Below are 18,187 nucleotides of genomic sequence, written 5' to 3'. Positions count from 1 at the left end.
GCATGAGTGCATCTCCTAAAATATCCTCTTTTACCATCATCGTCGTATTTTTATGTGTGGCGTTGGCGGGGATTGCTTTCATTCCGTTGTTGCCAATTAAATTGGCGCCATCGCGTGCATTGCCGCAAATGTCAGTCAGTTATAGTATGCCGGGAAATTCGGCACGCGTGATTGAAATGGAAGTCACCTCCCGTCTGGAAGCCATGTTGGCACGAATCAAAGGAATCAAGGAGATTGTATCTACGTCCGGCAATGGCTGGGGATATGTGACACTCACACTGGATAAACACACGAATATAGATGCGGCACGCTTCGAAGCCTCCACCATTATCCGTCAGACATGGCCGAGCTTACCGAAGGATTTGAGTTATCCGTCCCTGCAAACGAGCCGTCCAGACAACAGAGCTACGCGTTCTTTTATGAGTTATACCCTGAATGCTGCAGCCACTCCTATTTTTATCCAGCGTTTCGCGGAGAATCAAATAAAACCTCGTCTCAGTAATATTCAAGGGATTTCCAAAATAAATGTAAGCGGGGCAACTCCAATGGAATGGCGATTGGAATATGACAGTCGTCAACTTACATCATTGGGTATCAGCGTAAACGATATACAATCGGCAATCAATCAATATTATCAAAAAGAATTTCTGGGAACCGGAAATGTCCAGTTTGAAAATCATTTGGAATGGATACGTTTAGCTTTAATTCCTGAAGCAGGCAACAATAATATGTTTGACCCTACCCTGATTACAATGTCAAATAAAGACGGGAAATTAATACGTTTGGATCAACTATTGAAAGTAACCCACCAGGAAGAGGCCCCAAGTAGTTATTACCGTATAAACGGTCTTAATTCCATTTATCTGTCTATACAAGCGGAAGAAACAGCCAATCAATTGGAATTGGCCAAGCAAGTAAAAAATGAGATGGAGCATATCCGTTCTATTCTGCCTTCCGGTTATGAAATACATCCCAGTTATGACGCGACCGAATTCATACAGAATGAATTAAACAAAATTTATATCCGTACCGGATTGACCATATTGATATTACTCCTTTTTGTTTTACTGATTTCCAGGGAAACGAAATATTTATTCCTGATTATTATCAGTCTTTCCGTCAATCTTTGCATAGCCGTCATTATTTATTATTTGTTAGGACTTGAAATGCAATTGTATTCGCTGGCCGGTGTGACGATATCACTCAGTCTGGTAATAGATAATACAATTGTAATGACGGAACATATCCGCAACCGTCACAATAGAAAAGCTATTTTGTCTATTATGACAGCCACCCTGACTACCATGGGTGCATTGGTTATTATTTTCTTTCTGGATGAAAGGATACGACTCAATTTACAAGATTTTGCGGCCGTCGTAATTATCAATCTGGGAGTTTCACTCGCTATCGCCCTATTTCTAGTTCCCGCTTTAATTGACAAAATGGGATTGGAATACAAAAAAAGCAAGAAAAAAGGAGAGGAAGAGCTTGCTACCACAAAAGTCGGACTAATAACACGCATGCAGAAAAAGGCAAACCGTTTTCTCAAGCGTTATCCTGTTTATTTCAACAAATATTATCATTGGCAAATCAATATCCTTTGCCGTTGGAAAAAGTTGGCATGTTTTATTTTATTATTGGCATTTGGTTTGCCGGTATTCCTTATTCCGGAAAAATTGGAATATGACTACAATGATAAAGACAAGGTCTACACACCTTTAGAATCAAAATTTATTGATGGCTACAACAAGATTGTAACCAGTGATGTCTATAAAGAAAAAATAAAACCTATCATGGAAAAAGCACTCGGAGGAACACTTCGGCTGTTTGTACAAAAGGTGTATGAAGGGAGCTATTTTACCCGTAATGAGGAGGTCGTTCTTAGTATAACAGCCTCTCTGCCCAACGGAACCAGACTCTCACAAATGAATAACCTAATAGGGCGTATGGAAGCTTATTTAAGTACTTTCAGCGAAATACGCCAATTCCAGACAAATATCAACAATGCCCGACAGGCCAGCTTACATGTTTATTTTACAAAAGAAAGCGAAAAAAGCGGTTTTCCTTACACGCTAAAAAGCAAAATTGTCAGTAAGGCACTCGAACTGGGAGGCGGTAGCTGGTCAGTATACGGGTTACAAGATCAGGGATTCAACAATAGTGTCGAAGAAGGAGCAGGCTCATCCCGTATCGTTATGTACGGTTATAATTATGATGAACTCTACGAATGGGCAGAGCGACTGAAAGCGAAGCTCCTTACCTATCGCCGTATCAAGGAAGTCATTATCAACTCCGAATTTTCGTGGTGGAAAGACGATTATCAGGAATTTTATTTCAACCTCAACAAGGCACGAATGGCCGAGGAAAATATACATCCGATTTCTTTATTCTCATCGTTAAGCCCTGTATTTGGCAAAGATATGCACGGTGGAACAATTGTAGTGGACAATGAGATGGAAAACCTGAAACTTTCTTCCAAGCAGTCAGAAGAATATGATGTTTGGAGTATGCAATATATTCCTCAAAGTATAAACGGCAAAACATATAAATTGGCCGAGTTCGCTACTGTTGAGAAAGGACAAATGCCGCAACAAGTGGCGAAAGAGAACCAGCAATACCGTCTTTGTCTCCAATATGAATATATCGGAGCAGGCAACCAGAGTCAGAAAATCCAAGAACGGGAATTAAAAGAATTCAATAAGATACTGCCAATGGGATATACGGCAAAATCAGAAGGTTCCAGTTGGTATTGGGGCAAGAAAGATAATAAGCAATATTTTTTATTATTTCTTGTCATCGTTATTATCTTCTTTACCACCAGTATCCTATTCAATTCACTGAAACAACCGTTAGCAGTCATATTCGTTATTCCGATTTCTTATATAGGCGTATTCCTTACATTCTACTTATTCAAGCTTAATTTTGACCAAGGAGGATTCGCGTCATTCGTACTGTTGTGCGGTATTACGGTGAATGCCAGTATTTATATTCTGAACGAATATAACCAGATACGATTACGAAAACCTTTAATGCCTGCATGGAAAGCGTATCTGAAAGCTTGGAGTGCCAAAATAATCCCTATTTTCCTAACTGTAGTTTCCACTATCCTTGGATTTGTACCTTTTATGTTAGGTGATAAGGAAGCTTTTTGGTTCCCCTTGGCAGCCGGAACAATCGGAGGACTAGTTATGTCTATACTCGGAATTTTCCTTTATTTACCTATCTTCACTTTAAAAAAAGAACCCAAAGCCATACAATAAATATATTTTTATACATATTGAAGAGCATATATATTCCCGGAAGGATTATATTTGAGCATGTATAACAATTTGACATCTAATTTATTACAGTTTTATCCGGAATTGTCAACAAAATGTCAACGCCAAAGCTTTCTTGTATTTTAACCAAAGTCTACTTTTGGGCAGTTTTTACAAAGAGAAAGCATTATTCATCTATAGTTTTTATACCTAAACTATTTGATGAGGCTGTTTTTTCTTCTAAAACTACATAAAACTAATCCGGTAAAGCCTGATTCCTATAATAGGGTAAACTCATTGACATCTCTTTCTGTTTTATACAGTAGTTGAAAAAGTAGCAAACAAGGACAGTCTTTTTGGGGAAAACTGCCTTTGCCTAATTCCCGTCATCTGCCTAATAACAGTAGAACAGACGAGCTATGAGATGATTTTCTGTCGCTTTACTATAAAGACGGAGAATCATTTACTACTTAATAAATATAATAAAATGAACAACTTATTCAACTATTTTCGTCTTCTTCTACTATCTACTAGTGGAATGTTACTTTTGTGTATAGTCTTTGCCATCAACCCTGAATTAGCCCACGGGGCCATTATGGGAAAAGTCTGTTGGTTTCATTTTTCATCTTTGCTATTTGCCATAAGCATTCTTTTTACGGAGTTCACTGTAAAAACAAGCCGTTTTACTTTCTCATTGCCGGATGTCCTATTGCTTATGACATTTGGATTCGTACTATTGACCTATAATCAAGAACTTAACCTGCAACCTGAAAAAATCATATTTCTAGCACAATTGACCGTTCTGTGGTTTATGCTGAGAACTGCTTTACAAGTCCATCAGGAACTACGGTTGTTCTACATTACAATTATTATATTCACCGGTATAATAATAACCCTGTCAGGTATCGGCCTGTATGAAAAAACACCAACGCCCCATCCGCTATTCAGCTTAATGCAAAAAGTGGTTAATTCCATACCTTTCGCCGGATATGTATCCTTATTATTTCCGGTATGTCTGAATCTCATCTTTCGATTCAAAAACTGTAACAAATCAAATTGGTGGGAAGTTCCTACTTTTTTATATTATACATCCTGTATGGGAGTAATCCTCATTATCATAGCTTTATCAATAAGGATGAATCGTCCGGCCTGGGTTGCCACTCTCATTTCAGGTATCTGGGTTGGATGGATGCAGATGATTGGTTGGGGAAAAACAAAAGAAACACTCCAGCAACATCACAAACTATTCAGTATTTTTTCCATGAGTATCTTATTCATACTGGGAATAGCAGCCATATGGGAAAGTACACTCAAAGCAGAAAATGGTTGCAGGCGGCTACTTATCTGGAATGTTACGACAAAAGCCATAACCGAGCATCCTTTAACAGGTACAGGCTTAGGAGGATTCTCAACTGCATTTGCCCGGACACAAGCATCTTATTTTTCATCGGGTTTAGCTTCTGAAAAAGAAAAAATCAATGCGGTTTGCCCGGTACATGCTTACAATGAATATTTACAATTGGGACTCGAGTTAGGAATTGGAGGATTACTCATCTTCATTTTGTGGCTTGCTTTTTCACTTTATTACGGCATCAAACACAGGCAAATAGGTGCATCCGGAGGAATTGTCGCTCTTTCTGTTTTTGCCATATATTCCTACCCGTTGCAAATGCCGTCCTTTTGGGTAATCTTGTTATTTCTAACTGTTATTTGCGTTACCGACCCCAAACAAGACAAAATATCACAACAAGCCAATATTCCATACATAGGCGCATTAGCAGCAATAGCATCACTTTTTCTTTTTTATGAGCAAAAAGATTGTTCCAACGTATATAAAGAATGGAAAAATCTAAAAGAGTTACACAGCAAGCAAATCTATGATATTGCAGCCGACAAATATTCAAACCTGTATTACGAACTACAACACCGTCCGGATTTTCTACTCGAAGGAGCCGATTGTTATACACAATTGAAAAAATACGATACGGCAGCTATTTGGTTGAAACAAGCATTAAAGGTGAGTTCCTCGCCAAATATCTATTATGCGATAGCCCAAAATGAAGAAGCGCGCGGTAAATATGAAGATGCAGAAAGATATTTACAACAAATAATACACATTCTGCCGGAAAAAGGATATGCTTACTTTCTGCTTATGAAGCTCTACTCCAACCCCTATTTCTTCCAACCGGAAAAACGTATATCGGCGGCCAGTAGAATTTTAGAGCTCCAATTTTGTAAACAAAGCGGTATTTCCAAAGAAATGACAGAAGAAGTCCTTCGTCTCATGAAAGAATCAACGGAATGAAAACTCACAGCCACAGTATTGCTGATTATAAAACTGATATTCCTTTATAATCTCATTACGACGTTCGCTTAATCCACCTTTACGCCAATTTTGTTCCCAGAAAAGAGTCCCCGGATACAAGGCTGCGGCTTTACGCCCGGCTTCATTTATCTGTTCCAGGTTTTTCCAGCGTGAAGATGCCAGCGTCGTGGTAAAAAGAGTGAAACCGTTTGCAACCGCATAGCAAGCGGTTTCCTCTAACCGATAATAAAAACATTTCAGACAACGTCCTCCACGTTCCGGCTCCCGCTCCAATCCTTTGATAGTTTCCAACCAGTGAGTATGGTCATAATCCGCATCGATAAAGTCAAGATGAAGGCTCTCTACATATCTCAGATTTTCCGCTTTTCGTATCAAATATTCTTTTTCCGGGAAAATATTAGGATTAAAATAAAAAATTGTAGGCCGTATCCGATTCGACAACAAACATTCTATAATAGCCGAAGAACAAGGCGCACAACAAGAATGCAACAAGACCCTATCTTCACCGTTCGGTGTATGCAATTCTAACATTTTATTCTGATTTACATATTTGTATATAATCCGTTAAATTTAATCACAAACAAGACTAAAATAAGATTTCTTCCCAAAAGCATCTTGACTGTATTAACCTTTAATCAACTTCAAGATTGTATCATGTAAGACACCGTTGCTGGCAAGAACCTGTTTGGCTTCAGGCCAGGTATCGCCACCTGCAAAATCCGTCAATCTACCGCCTGCCTGCATTAAAATCAAACCGGCCGCCGCCACATCCCAGGGCCCCAAATAGGCTTCGATACGGGCTTCAAAACGTCCACAAGCTATATAACAGATTTCAGATGCTGCCGAACCCAGCAAACGGGTTCCCCCGGCAAAACCGTACAATTTGTCAATCAAACGTAAAGCCATTGGACGATAACGATCTGAATCGTAAGGAAAACCAAGCGCAATAAAAGCCTTATCCAACAACGAGACAGTCGACACATGGATTTCGCGGCCATTCAAATAAGCTTTACTACCTTTCCAAGCATAAAAACATTCGTCCCGACTAATCTCATAAACAACACCCAGTAATAATTCTTCTTTATTACGTAAAGCGATACTAACAGCATAAGGCGCCATATCATGAATGTAATTGGAAGTACCATCCAATGGATCAATCAGCCAACAATAGGCTTCATCCGCCAAACTTCCCGAACCTTCCTCAGCTATAAAACCTGCTTCCGGCAGTAATGCGGAAAGCTTTTCAACCAGATACCGTTCGGATTCTTTATCCACATAAGAGACATAATTATGAGCACCCTTTTCTTCCACGCGGGCTCTATCAAATTTTTTCTGTTCCTCTGCCAAACAAGAACCGGCTTTCCGGGCTATTTGTTGTACTTTTTCACAGAGATTCTCAAGGTCTATCATATTCTACTCATTTATTTTCTGACAAATGTAAAGTCTTTATTGGTTTAAGACTATTTTTCTTCTATATTTGTTTAATAAATCTCAAACAAAACATACCGTTTAACCGTTATGAATATAACGAAAAAGCACAATAGTAAATGAGACGTTGGATGAAGCGGATAGGGATAGTGTGCCTGATACCTGTGGTATTGGTATTGCTCATTTCTGTCCTTTTATATATACCGCCCTTTCAAAACTTTGCAGTGCGACAAGCCACTCAATATGCCGGTAAAGCAACCGGAATGCAGATTGGGATTGAACAAATACGATTATCTTTCCCGCTAAACCTAACGGTACGTGGGGTAAAAGTCATATCTGCTCCGGATACCCTATTAGCACTACAAAGCCTTAAAGTTAACATCCGTCCTTTACCTTTGCTGAAAAAAGAAGTACTGGTCGAAGCCATTGACCTGCAAAATGTAAAGGTCAACACAGGCACACTGATAGAAGGCATGGAAATAAAAGGCATAGTAGGTAAGTTATACCTTCATGCCGATCGCATTGACTTGGGGAAAGAAATTGCCCGGTTGAACGCAATAGACCTTTCTGAAACAACTATTACTTTACTGCTAAACGATACCACGACAAAAAACGATACCACTTCCACAGCCATAAACTGGAAGCTATTGCTAGATAAAATCAATCTTGACCGGGTTGCTTTCGCTATGCAAATACCAAATGATTCTTTACGTTTCAGTACTTATATAGATAAAGCCGGACTAAACAATGGTTTAGTCGATTTAGGTAGTTCCCGCTACAGCGCAGCAAAATTTCTTCTTTCCGGCTCAACTCTGAGTTATGAGGGCGATAATCGGTATCCGCAACCAGGTTTCGACCCGATGCATATAGATTTAAACAATGTCAATATCGATATAGACTCTCTGTTATACGGCGGAAAAGATATGCAGGCACAAATTAAACAATTTACAGCCACCGATCGCTCCGGCTTGACAATCCGTTCACTCACAGGAAACATTGAAAGTGACAGTTCCATCATACAAGTACCTCAACTCCTTTTACAAACGCCCTATTCAGAGCTTCGTTTGCTAGCAACATTGCCTTGGAGTTCGTTTAGCGATGAACCGGCAGGAACACTCCGCTCCTTACTGACGGCAAATCTGGGGAAAGAAGATTTGTTTCTTTTTATGGGAACCTTGCCAGAACAGTTCAAGAACAGTTATCCGAATAAAGATTTTACTTTAACAGCCGGCGTGGAAGGGAATCTTTCCTCTCTCCTTCTCCGGCAGCTAAAAGCCGAATTACCTGGTGTCATCAAAATAGATGTATCCGGAGATTTACAGCATGTAACGGATAGTATTCGCCGTTCCGGAAATCTGAAGCTTAACGCATTGACCGGAGATTTGAATTTCATTCTCAGTACCCTGCCGGCAGCAGAAAAGGAACGGTATAATATTCCGCAAGGAATGATACTTACCGGTACAGCCAATTTGAAAGAAAGAGGTTACCATGCTGATTTACAACTATTGCAGGATAAAGGTAGCATCGGATTGACCGCCAGTTTCAACCCTACATTCGAAACTTACAAAGCCGACCTAAAAATAGACAGTCTTCAACCCACTCACTTTCTGCCAAAAGATTCGCTCTATTGGCTGGCAGCTTCCATGCAAGTAGAAGGAAAAGGCTTTGATCCGTTTCTTTCATCCACACATGCGAAATTGGACGGCAAAATCAATGATATTCGTTACGGGACTTCCACCGTATCAGATGTCACACTCACAGGTTCTTTGGAAAAGAACTTACTTAAATTCGATTTACTCAGCAAATATCCATTGGCAAAAATCGATATGTCGCTCAATGCCACCCTCTATAAAAAAGAAATTAAAGCGATGTTGATTGCCGACGTGGATAATTTCGACCTTTACGGAATGCATTTGATGAATGATTCACTCACTACATCCTTCCAGCTTTTTGCCGAAGCAGAAACAGATATGGGTAAAAATAATCTGGTAGACGTCACGCTCGGAAACTGGGAACTGACTAATTCTACCGGAACATTCCACCCGAAAACCCTGACACTGCACGCACAAAGTACCACAGATACCACCCGTGTCTCTTTCCATGCCGGTGACTTAGGTATTATCCTTACGGGCAATGCTGATTTGGAAACTATGATAAACAAGTTCAGCAAAATCAGCGAAGATATGAACAAACAATTGGAACGCGATTCCATCATAAACATACCCGCCTTCCGCCCTCTCCTTCCGGATATGAACTTACAAGTAACCGCCGGTAAGGATAATCCCATTTACAACATTTTACAGCAATACGACATTTCATTCAATAATATCCAAATCGAGGCCAGTACATCCCCGGAAGAAGGATTTCTTTTCGATGCAGACATTTTTTCGCTGATGCGCGATACAAGCAAGATTGACACCATCTGTTTTACAATAAGCCAGGATTCACTCGGCCTGTTATACGAAGGGAAAGTCATCAAGACCCCTTTCCGCAAACAGCCTCCTTTCACTGCCGGTATTAAAGGTAAAATAAGAAATACTTATGCAGATACCGAAATTCATTACACAAACGGAAAAGGAGAGACAGGGGTTTTACTTGGACTGCGTGCAGACAAAGACCCAAGCGGTATCCGCCTGCATCTTTTCCCGGATAATCCAATACTTGCTTTCCGGCCATTCAAACTGAACAGTGATAATTTCGTTCTCTATAAAGGAATGAAAGATATTCAGGCAAATATTCGACTAAGCGGCGATGAGAATGCCTCTCTTTGGATTCATTCCCTTCCAGAAGGAGAGAATATGGAGGAATTACATGCAGAACTCAGCCAGATTAATCTGGACGTTATCTCCAAAGGTTTCCCTAACATACCGGCTATGCGTGGTATGCTGAGTGCCGACTTGCAATATGCTCCTTCCGACAGCAGTTTCCTGGTAGTTGCCGACACACACATAGACAGCCTTTTTTATGAAGGCGGACGGGTTGGCGAATTAATGTTCAACGCGGTTTATCTACCTCTTAATGACAACAAGCACCAGGTAGATATGCACCTCTTTTGCGACCAAAATGAAGTAACTGCCGTCACCGCTCTTTATCAAGCAGGAAAAAGCGAACATGTAGAAGGGAATATCAGCGTCATGGATTTGCCGCTAATGATGGCCAATCCTTTCATTCCGGACAACATGGCCAAGCTGAACGGGGCACTTCAAGGAGAAATGACGATTACCGGAACCAGCAAAGAGCCGCTGGTCAACGGTTATATGCAACTGGATAGCTCCACTGTATTCGTCACAGCCGTTGGTTCCGGTTTTCGTTTTGACGAGAAAAAGATTGATGTAAAAGACAACTTGATTCAATTCAATAAATATAATATCTACGCATCAGGGACGAATCCGTTTGTAATAGACGGAAACATTGATTTCCACAACCCGTCCCGGATGATGGCAAATCTGAAACTGACTGCCAACAATATGCAACTCCTGAACGTTAAACGGAATAAGGAAAGCATGGTTTACGGGAAATTGCTTGTTAATCTCAACTCCACGGTAAAAGGTCCTCTCAATGCCCTTATCATGCGTGGTGACTTGCAATTGTTAGGAGGAACCAATGTCACTTACGTCATGCAGGATTCCCCGCTCACTGCACAGGATCGTTTAGCTGATTTGGTGACATTCACAGATTTCTCGGATACACTGGTCAATAGGCGAAGAAGACCTGAAGCACCTCTTCCTATCGGAGGCTTGGATATGTTGATGACTATTCGTATCGACCAATCCGTCCGTCTGAATGCAGATATCACTCCCGACCAATCCAGCCGTGTCGAACTTGAAGGTGGAGGTGACTTATCTTTCCAATACACAACACAAGGAGAGATGATTTTGAACGGACGTTACAGCCTGACGGGAGGAACGGTAAAATACGCCATGCCGATTATCCCGCTGAAAGAATTCAACATACAAGACGGCAGTTATATACAATGGAGTGGAAATCCGATGGACCCGATGATGAATCTAACGGCAACCGAACGTGTACGAGCTTCTGTTACACTAAACGAACAACCTCCACGCCTCGTCACCTTCAATGTAGGAGTGACCATCAAGCAAACGCTGGAAAACTTGCAATTGCAATTTGTCATACAGGCGCCTGAAGACCAAAATATGCAACAGGAATTATCCAAGATGGGTGAAAGCGAACGCTCACAAATAGCAGTCACCATGTTGGTTACCGGCATGTATCTCAACATTAATGATAAAAATGCCGGTGGCGGCGGAAAACCAAATCTCGACATGGGAGCGGCACTTAACAGCTTCTTACAGAGTGAAATCAATAATATTGCCGGGAGTGCTTTAAAATCGGTAGATATCACGCTCGGCATGGAACAATACGATCAGAATGGTGATGCCGGCGGAGGCGAACGGACAGATTTCTCTTTCCGTTTTGCCAAACGTTTTTATAACGATCGTATCAGCATCATTCTCGGAGGTCGTATCTCGACAGGCGAGAATGTCAATCAGGGACAAGCACAGCCATTCATCGACAATGTTGCCATCGAATACCGCCTCGATAATAGCGGTACACGCTACATCAAGCTTTTCCACGATAAGAATTACGAAAGTTTACTGGAAGGCGAAATTACGGAAACAGGAGCGGGTATTGTTCTTCGTAAGAAGATGCGTCACCTGCGAGAGCTGTTTATTTTCAAGAAAAATAAAGTTAAACCGGTGGAAGAAGAGGATGGAAAAAAATAAAAGACATATCGATTACATATACTGCAGAGGAGACAATGGACAAACAATTGTACGAAAGTTCATTTGTGGGGGAATGGGAACATTTCTTGCCTTATGTTGCCTTTTCCTTTCTTCCTGCTCGACTACCAAAAACCTGCCGAACGACGAAGTACTCTACACAGGTATTAAAAAGATAGAAGTAACAAACGAAGACAAAAGCGCCGAAGGAGAAGAGGCATTGACGGAAATAGAGGCTGCACTTGCTTATCCTCCTAATAATGCCTTGTTAGGAAGCTCATCCATACGTGTTCCTTTCCCATTCGGTTTATGGGTATATAATGCCTTCGTCAACAAAAAAGGGAAAATCGGACAGTGGATATTTAAAAAGCTCGCCGCCAAACCGGTATATATCAATACCGTAAATCCAGATGTGCGTACCAAGGTTGCCTACAATCTACTACGTGAATATGGCTACTTTCATGGTTCCACCTCTTATCAAATAGAACCAGACCAAAAAAATCCGAAAAAAGCTAAAATCAGTTATAACGTCGAGATGAACAAAGCCTTCACTTACGACAGTATAGCCTATATCCGTCTTCGTCACCGCATTGACACACTCATCCAAACCAACATTGGTGAAAGCCTGCTGAAAGACGGAGACAATTTCAATGTCACCCGGCTCGAATCAGAGCGTCAACGTATCTCGTCATTGCTTCGCAATAATGGTTTTTATTATTTCCGTCCGGAATTTATCAGTTACCAAGCTGACACAATCATGAATCCGGGATACGTAGCTTTACGTGTTTCTACCAAACCGGGCCTTCCCCGTACTGCCTTGCGCCCGTGGAAAATAGGAGATATTTCAATCCGGCTAAACGGTTTCAATAGCGAACCACCCACAGATTCATTACGTTATAAGGACCTGACTATTTTTTATGAAGGGAAGCTGCGCGTACGCCCTTCCGTTCTTTATAATCGTTTGAAATTCAGAACGGGCGACCTCTATTCCCAATCGCAACAAGAAAAAACACAAACCGGATTTTCACGACTCGGCATTTTCCGTTATTCGGAAATGCAATACACCCCACAAGACACGTCCCGCCGCTGCGATACACTCGACTTGCAAATCAATACGGTATACGACCTGCCTCTCGACGGTGAGCTGGAACTGAACGTAACGACCAAAAGTAACGACCAAACAGGGCCGGGAGCCATCTTTAGTGTGACAAAACGGAATATTTTCGGAGGAGGTGAAACATTTGGTGTCAGTATGCGTGGTTCCTATGAATGGCAAACCGGTAAACGAGTATCAGGCAACAATTCGGCAATCAACAGTTGGGAATTCGGTGTCAGCGGAACATTAACTTTCCCGGAAGTTATTTTCCCGAGCCTGATAAAAGGAGATATGAAATACCCATCCAGTACATCTTTCCGTATTTACGCAGACCAACTGAACCGGGCTAAATTCTTCAAAATGTTGGCATTCGGAGGAAGTGCCTCTTATGATTTCCAACCGACAGCCACCAGCCATCATTCTGTGACTCCATTCAAGCTAACCTATTCACTGTTACAGCATACAACACACGAATTCGACTCTATAGTCGGTGTAAACAAAGCATTGGGACGAAGCCTTGACAATCAATTTATCCCAACAATGGGCTATACTTATACGTATGATGATTCCCCGATTACTTCACGCAAAAACCATCTTTGGTGGCAATCATCCGTCACTCAGGCCGGTAATATTCTGGACGCAGCCTATGCTATAGCCGGAAAGAATTTCAACGATAAGGACAAGACATTATTTAAAAATAAATTTGCCCAATTTGTAAAAGTAACAAGCGAAATCCGCTATAATTATGCCTTAGGAGGTCGTCAGCATTTGGTTGGCCGCCTGATGGGAGGAATTGCCTACAGCTACGGTAATTCAAATACAACTCCTTATAACGAACAATTTTATATCGGAGGAGCCAACAGTATCCGCGCATTCACCATTCGTTCCATCGGTCCCGGCAGCTTCCATCCGACCGACACAAAATACGGATACCTGGACCAGACAGGTGACATCAAGTTCGAAGCCAATCTCGAATATCGTTTCCCGATTTTGGGCGACCTCCACGGTGCGACCTTTCTGGATGCGGGGAATGTCTGGCTGCTTCGCCACGACGGAGCACGTCCGGGCGGCCAGCTGAAATGGGGACGTTTTTTGAAAGATTTGGCTCTGGGAACAGGAATCGGGTTGCGCTACGACCTTACTTTTATCGTACTCCGGCTGGATTGGGGAATAGGTTTGCATGTCCCCTATGATACAGGGAAAAAAGGATATTATAATATTCCGAATTTCAGGGATGGTATGGGCGTACACCTGGCTATCGGATATCCTTTCTAAGTTTTTCTTGCTTACTGCCACCACTGTCACTTTTTCAACCATTAAGCACTAACAAGCAACAACTTACGCCCACAGTGGCAGCAAATCGCATCTTGATAAAAAGGGCGGATTGCTGTCACCTTTACGGGTTTCTTACATAAAAAAGTTTGTGGAACGCTACCGAATAGTCATTTCAGAATAGAAAGGGCAGACAGTGTTCGAATAGCTATCAAGAGGATTACAATCGGGAATATCAGTGAATCCTTCCGGCATGTAGCATTTTGTTCCATTACGAGGAAACTTTTGTTTCCTGCTATGGAAACTTTTGTTCCACTATGCAGAAACTTTTGTTCCACCGCAAGGGATATAGTGGAACATTTTGGTAAATCAAACATAAGCAGTTATAGTCGTGCCGTTATATAATCGATAATATCCAAACAGAGGGCAGAAGTCTGTTCGTTTATATCCAATTCCGGATTTAATTCCACAATATCCATCGATTTGATTAAATTCGTAGAAAGAATATGTTCCACAAAATCTTTAAATTCATCAGGCATAAGCCCTTCACAGACACGCGTTCCCGTACCCGGGGCAAAACGAGGATCAATGCTATCTACATCAATACTGAAATGGATATTACGTATTTTACGCTCTTTCAGCTTTCGTTTGATATCTTCGGCAACAAACGCAATTCCTTTCAGATGGATGGTATCCATGGTATAAACACTCAATTGTTCCCGTTCAATCAATTCCCTTTCCCCCTCATCCAAGCTACGAGTCCCGACAAGGAAGACATTCTGAGGGGTTACTTTATTACCCGGAGCATATACATTCACCAGCTCCTCACTCCCCATTCCCATTAAGGCACTCAGGGGCATACCGTGGATATTCCCACTCGGTGAGGTCTCACTTGTATTGATGTCTCCATGGGCATCCAGCCAGATAATACCAAAATCATCAAAACATTTGCCGACACCCGAAGCACTCCCCAAACCCAGCGAATGGTCGCCTCCGACAACAAGCGGGAAAGCCCCTCCTCGAAGCGTATCATAAACCAATTCCGCCAGATTATTATTCACCTCGACAATAGCGTCCAGATACTTCATGCTACGGCTACGAGCAAATTTATCCGCTTCGCTAACAGAAGGAACATACAAATTTCCCAAATCGAACGCTTTATGACCGTTTTTCCGTATCAATTGCATCAATCCACGTTCACGAAGATGATTCGGGGCACGTTCTACGCCCTCTCGATCACATCCCAGATTTAAAGGGACTCCTATAACGTTTATTTTCATAACGACACTTCTTAAAATTGTGCAAATGTTTCCCGTATAATATCGATAGCCTCCAACATTTGTTCACGGGTGATAACCAATGGAGGAGTAAAACGGATGATATGGTCGTGAGTCGGCTTGGCTATCAAACCATTTTCTTTTAAAGCCAGGCAGATATCCCAAGCTACTTTATCTCCATGAGGCTCAGTAACGACAGCATTCAAAAGCCCTTTTCCACGCACCTTCTTTATCATTGGGTTATCAATCTTATTCATTTCGTCCCGGAAAAGGACTCCCATCTCATAGGCTTTTTCCGATAATCTCTCATCACGAACCACTTCGAGAGCAGCAATTCCCACACGGGCAGCCAAAGGATTTCCACCGTACGTCGAACCATGCTCTCCGGGAGCAATAGTCAACATAATCTCATCATCTGCCAGAACTGCCGAAACAGGAGTCACTCCCCCGGAAAGAGCCTTGCCCAAAATCAGAATATCCGGATGAATCGCCTCATAATCGCAAGCCAGCAGCTTTCCGGTACGCCCAATCCCTGTTTGTATCTCATCTGCCATGAACAGGACATTATGCTGACGGCAAAGTTCATAACAAACACGTAAATAGCCCTCGTCCGGTACTACCACACCGGCTTCTCCCTGTATCGGTTCCACTAAAAAACCTACAACATCCGGTTCTTTCAAAGCCTCTTCAAGTTCCTGCACATTGTTGTACTGAACTTTTATGAAACCCGGAGTATAAGGACCAAAATCAGCATACGAACCGGGATCGGTACTCATTGAGATTATAGTAATCGTACGACCATGGAAATTTTCACTGCAAACAATAATTTTCGCGCGCTCCGAAGCAATGCCTTTGACACGATATCCCCACCGGCGCGCCAGCTTCAAGGCAGTCTCTACAGCTTCGGCTCCCGTATTCATCGGCAAAAGTTTGTCGTATCCGAAAAACTTACAGGCAAATTCCATATATTCGCCCAGCACATCAGCATGGAAAGCGCGCGATACCAGCGTTAATTCTTCAGCCTGTTTCTTCAATGCCTCGATAATTTTCGGATGACAATGCCCCTGACTGAGAGCAGAATAACCGGACAGGAAGTCAAAATAGCGTTTTCCTTCCACGTCCCAAACAAATACGCCTTCGCCCTTTTTCAAAACGACAGGCAGAGGATGATAGTTGTGTGCACCATATTTTTCCTCACGGGTAATGTAATCTTCCGGTTTCATACTGTTCACGATTTAAAAGTTTAGCATATTGTAAGCATTTCTTACAATGTTCACCTCAAAGATACACAAACCTACTTACAGATTGTCAAAGAAAAGTACATGTTAAGAAACATATAAATCGGACAAAAAAAGGACTGTACCTATTTTGGAAGTACAGTCCTTTCGGTCGGGTATTTGGTTAATATAATCAACATTGAGAATTAAAAATATTGAAATCTAATCTAAAAACTATATCAAATCTCATTTCTTATTTAGCGAGACAGGTTTAAACATGAATATAAATAGGATTAATAATACAAACGAGAATATAGATGAAATAACAAACAAGACCGGCCAGTCGCATTTTCCGCCATCACGGAAAAGACCTATCAGCCAACCGTTCCACAAAGTCCCGATAAGGAAGCCGATACCCCAAACCAAGAAAAACAACAAACCTTGTGCTTGTGCCTTCATCTCTTTGGGAGCTACATTATCCGTATATACTTGTCCTCCCACATAAAAGAGGCCGAAAATAAGCCCGTGTACAATAATTCCGATATAATAAAACCATTGCTGTCCGGTTTCCGCCCCGAAATAGAAGGCTACATAACGTACCAACAAGGCAATCATACCGAAAATCAAAGTCTTCTTAATACCGGATTTTACAAGAATGGAGGTTGTTATAACCAAAAAGAACATTTCCGCCAATTGTCCTAAATTCAGGGTAACGGTTATATTTTGAACATGCTCGTCCGCCAAAATCATCGAACCATAAACATGATACAAATTAAAAGGAATGATAGAAAGAAAAGTCAAAATCATAAAAACCCGGTAATTTTTGTCTTTCATCAGCGAAAATGCACTGAAACCGGTAATATCCATAAATGATATTTTTGCACTTTTATCAACTGCCGGAGGGGTATGAGGAAGTCTCAAATTAAGTAATGCCGCCACCAAACAAACACAGGCACCACAATACATCGGCAAATTAGTAGTGTCAAAAGCCTGAAGTTTCAAAACATGAAGAGCCACAATGCTGAAAATTCCCGAAGCGACCCAACCTACTGAGCCAAACATACGAATACGTGGGAATTCTTCGGAAGGAGCATGGCTCATTGCAATCGTACTGGTCAGACTCTGAGTGGGCATGTGACAAAGCATTGCCATCACCACAAAAAACATTAACGGAGGAAAAGCCGTCTGCTGTGCAGCCAACAGAAGGAACACGCCTGTTAATACATTTAATACAGCCAGGATTTTCTCAGCTGCGAAATAACGGTCGGCAATCGCACCTATAAAAGAAGAGGCCATTGCGCCTATTGCCATTGCACTTAATACCAGTGAAACCTGATAAACTTCCAACTTTAATGTATGTGATAAATAAGCCGCCAACGGTACCCACCAAACGGCACTTAACATATACTGCATAAACATCATCAGAGAAAGTTGGATTTTCGTTGCGCATCCTTGATTTGAAGATAGTGTATCCATAATAATAAAATAAAGGTAGTTTTTATTTATTGTGTTTTTATGAATTCAAAGGTAGAGACATTCCTGTCCATATTCAGTCCACCTTTGTTGCAAACT

Annotated in this window: 10 protein-coding genes; 4 read left to right on the top strand and 6 right to left on the bottom strand. The window is 41.5% G+C overall.

Going from position 1 to position 18,187, the window contains the following annotated elements:
* Positions 1-2 precede the first annotated feature (2 nt).
* The gene (locus DW103_RS11835; RefSeq protein WP_122276376.1) at positions 3-3,260 is read left to right on the top strand and encodes an efflux RND transporter permease subunit; all 3,258 of its coding nucleotides are present in this window, start codon (positions 3-5) and stop codon (positions 3,258-3,260) included.
* A 484-nt stretch (positions 3,261-3,744) separates the two neighbouring features.
* The gene (locus DW103_RS11830) at positions 3,745-5,562 is read left to right on the top strand and encodes a tetratricopeptide repeat protein (protein WP_122276374.1); all 1,818 of its coding nucleotides are present in this window, start codon (positions 3,745-3,747) and stop codon (positions 5,560-5,562) included.
* Here DW103_RS11830 and DW103_RS11825 read toward each other — a convergent pair.
* The 3 genes from DW103_RS11825 to DW103_RS18645 all read right to left on the bottom strand — a co-directional run bounded on the left by DW103_RS11825 (position 5,551) and on the right by DW103_RS18645 (position 8,501).
* Positions 5,551-6,114 carry an epoxyqueuosine reductase QueH gene (locus tag DW103_RS11825; RefSeq protein WP_122276372.1) on the bottom strand — a complete coding sequence of 188 codons (564 nt, stop codon included), beginning with the start codon at positions 6,112-6,114 and terminating at the stop codon, positions 5,551-5,553. The two genes, DW103_RS11830 and DW103_RS11825, sit on opposite strands and share 12 nt — an antisense overlap.
* Positions 6,115-6,207: 93 nt before the next feature.
* On the bottom strand, positions 6,208-6,993 hold the full coding sequence (locus tag DW103_RS11820) for an inositol monophosphatase family protein (RefSeq protein ID WP_122276370.1): 786 nt from the start codon (positions 6,991-6,993) through the stop codon (positions 6,208-6,210).
* 1,334 nt (positions 6,994-8,327) lie between these two features.
* On the bottom strand, positions 8,328-8,501 hold the full coding sequence (locus tag DW103_RS18645; RefSeq protein ID WP_370453482.1) for a DUF3060 domain-containing protein: 174 nt from the start codon (positions 8,499-8,501) through the stop codon (positions 8,328-8,330).
* Here DW103_RS18645 and DW103_RS11815 point away from each other — a divergent pair.
* Together DW103_RS11815 and DW103_RS11810 are read left to right on the top strand one after the other, a co-directional pair.
* Positions 8,457-11,756 (top strand): translocation/assembly module TamB domain-containing protein, encoded by a 3,300-nt coding sequence (locus DW103_RS11815; protein WP_370453481.1) that lies wholly within the window; start codon positions 8,457-8,459, stop codon positions 11,754-11,756. The genes DW103_RS18645 and DW103_RS11815 overlap by 45 nt on opposite strands.
* 73 nt (positions 11,757-11,829) lie before the next feature.
* Entirely contained in the window at positions 11,830-14,124 is a 2,295-nt protein-coding gene (locus tag DW103_RS11810; protein WP_122276424.1) for a BamA/TamA family outer membrane protein, read from the top strand.
* A gap of 380 nt (positions 14,125-14,504) precedes the next feature.
* Here DW103_RS11810 and rocF read toward each other — a convergent pair whose 3' ends face one another.
* The 3 genes from rocF to DW103_RS11790 all read right to left on the bottom strand — a co-directional run bounded on the left by rocF (position 14,505) and on the right by DW103_RS11790 (position 18,091).
* The gene (gene rocF, locus DW103_RS11800) at positions 14,505-15,401 is read right to left on the bottom strand and encodes an arginase (protein ID WP_122276364.1); all 897 of its coding nucleotides are present in this window, start codon (positions 15,399-15,401) and stop codon (positions 14,505-14,507) included.
* Positions 15,402-15,412: 11 nt separating this feature from the next.
* On the bottom strand, positions 15,413-16,621 hold the full coding sequence (gene rocD / locus DW103_RS11795) for an ornithine--oxo-acid transaminase (protein WP_122276362.1): 1,209 nt from the start codon (positions 16,619-16,621) through the stop codon (positions 15,413-15,415).
* 240 nt (positions 16,622-16,861) lie between these two features.
* Complete coding sequence (locus tag DW103_RS11790; protein ID WP_122276360.1) at positions 16,862-18,091, bottom strand: MFS transporter; 1,230 nt, start codon at positions 18,089-18,091, stop codon at positions 16,862-16,864.
* Positions 18,092-18,187 lie beyond the last annotated feature (96 nt).

Source organism: Parabacteroides sp. AM08-6 (assembly GCF_003473295.1).
GTDB lineage: Bacteria > Bacteroidota > Bacteroidia > Bacteroidales > Tannerellaceae > Parabacteroides.
The sequence above is the reverse complement of the archived record's forward strand: the minus strand, read 5'-3'. Positions and strand labels throughout refer to the sequence as shown.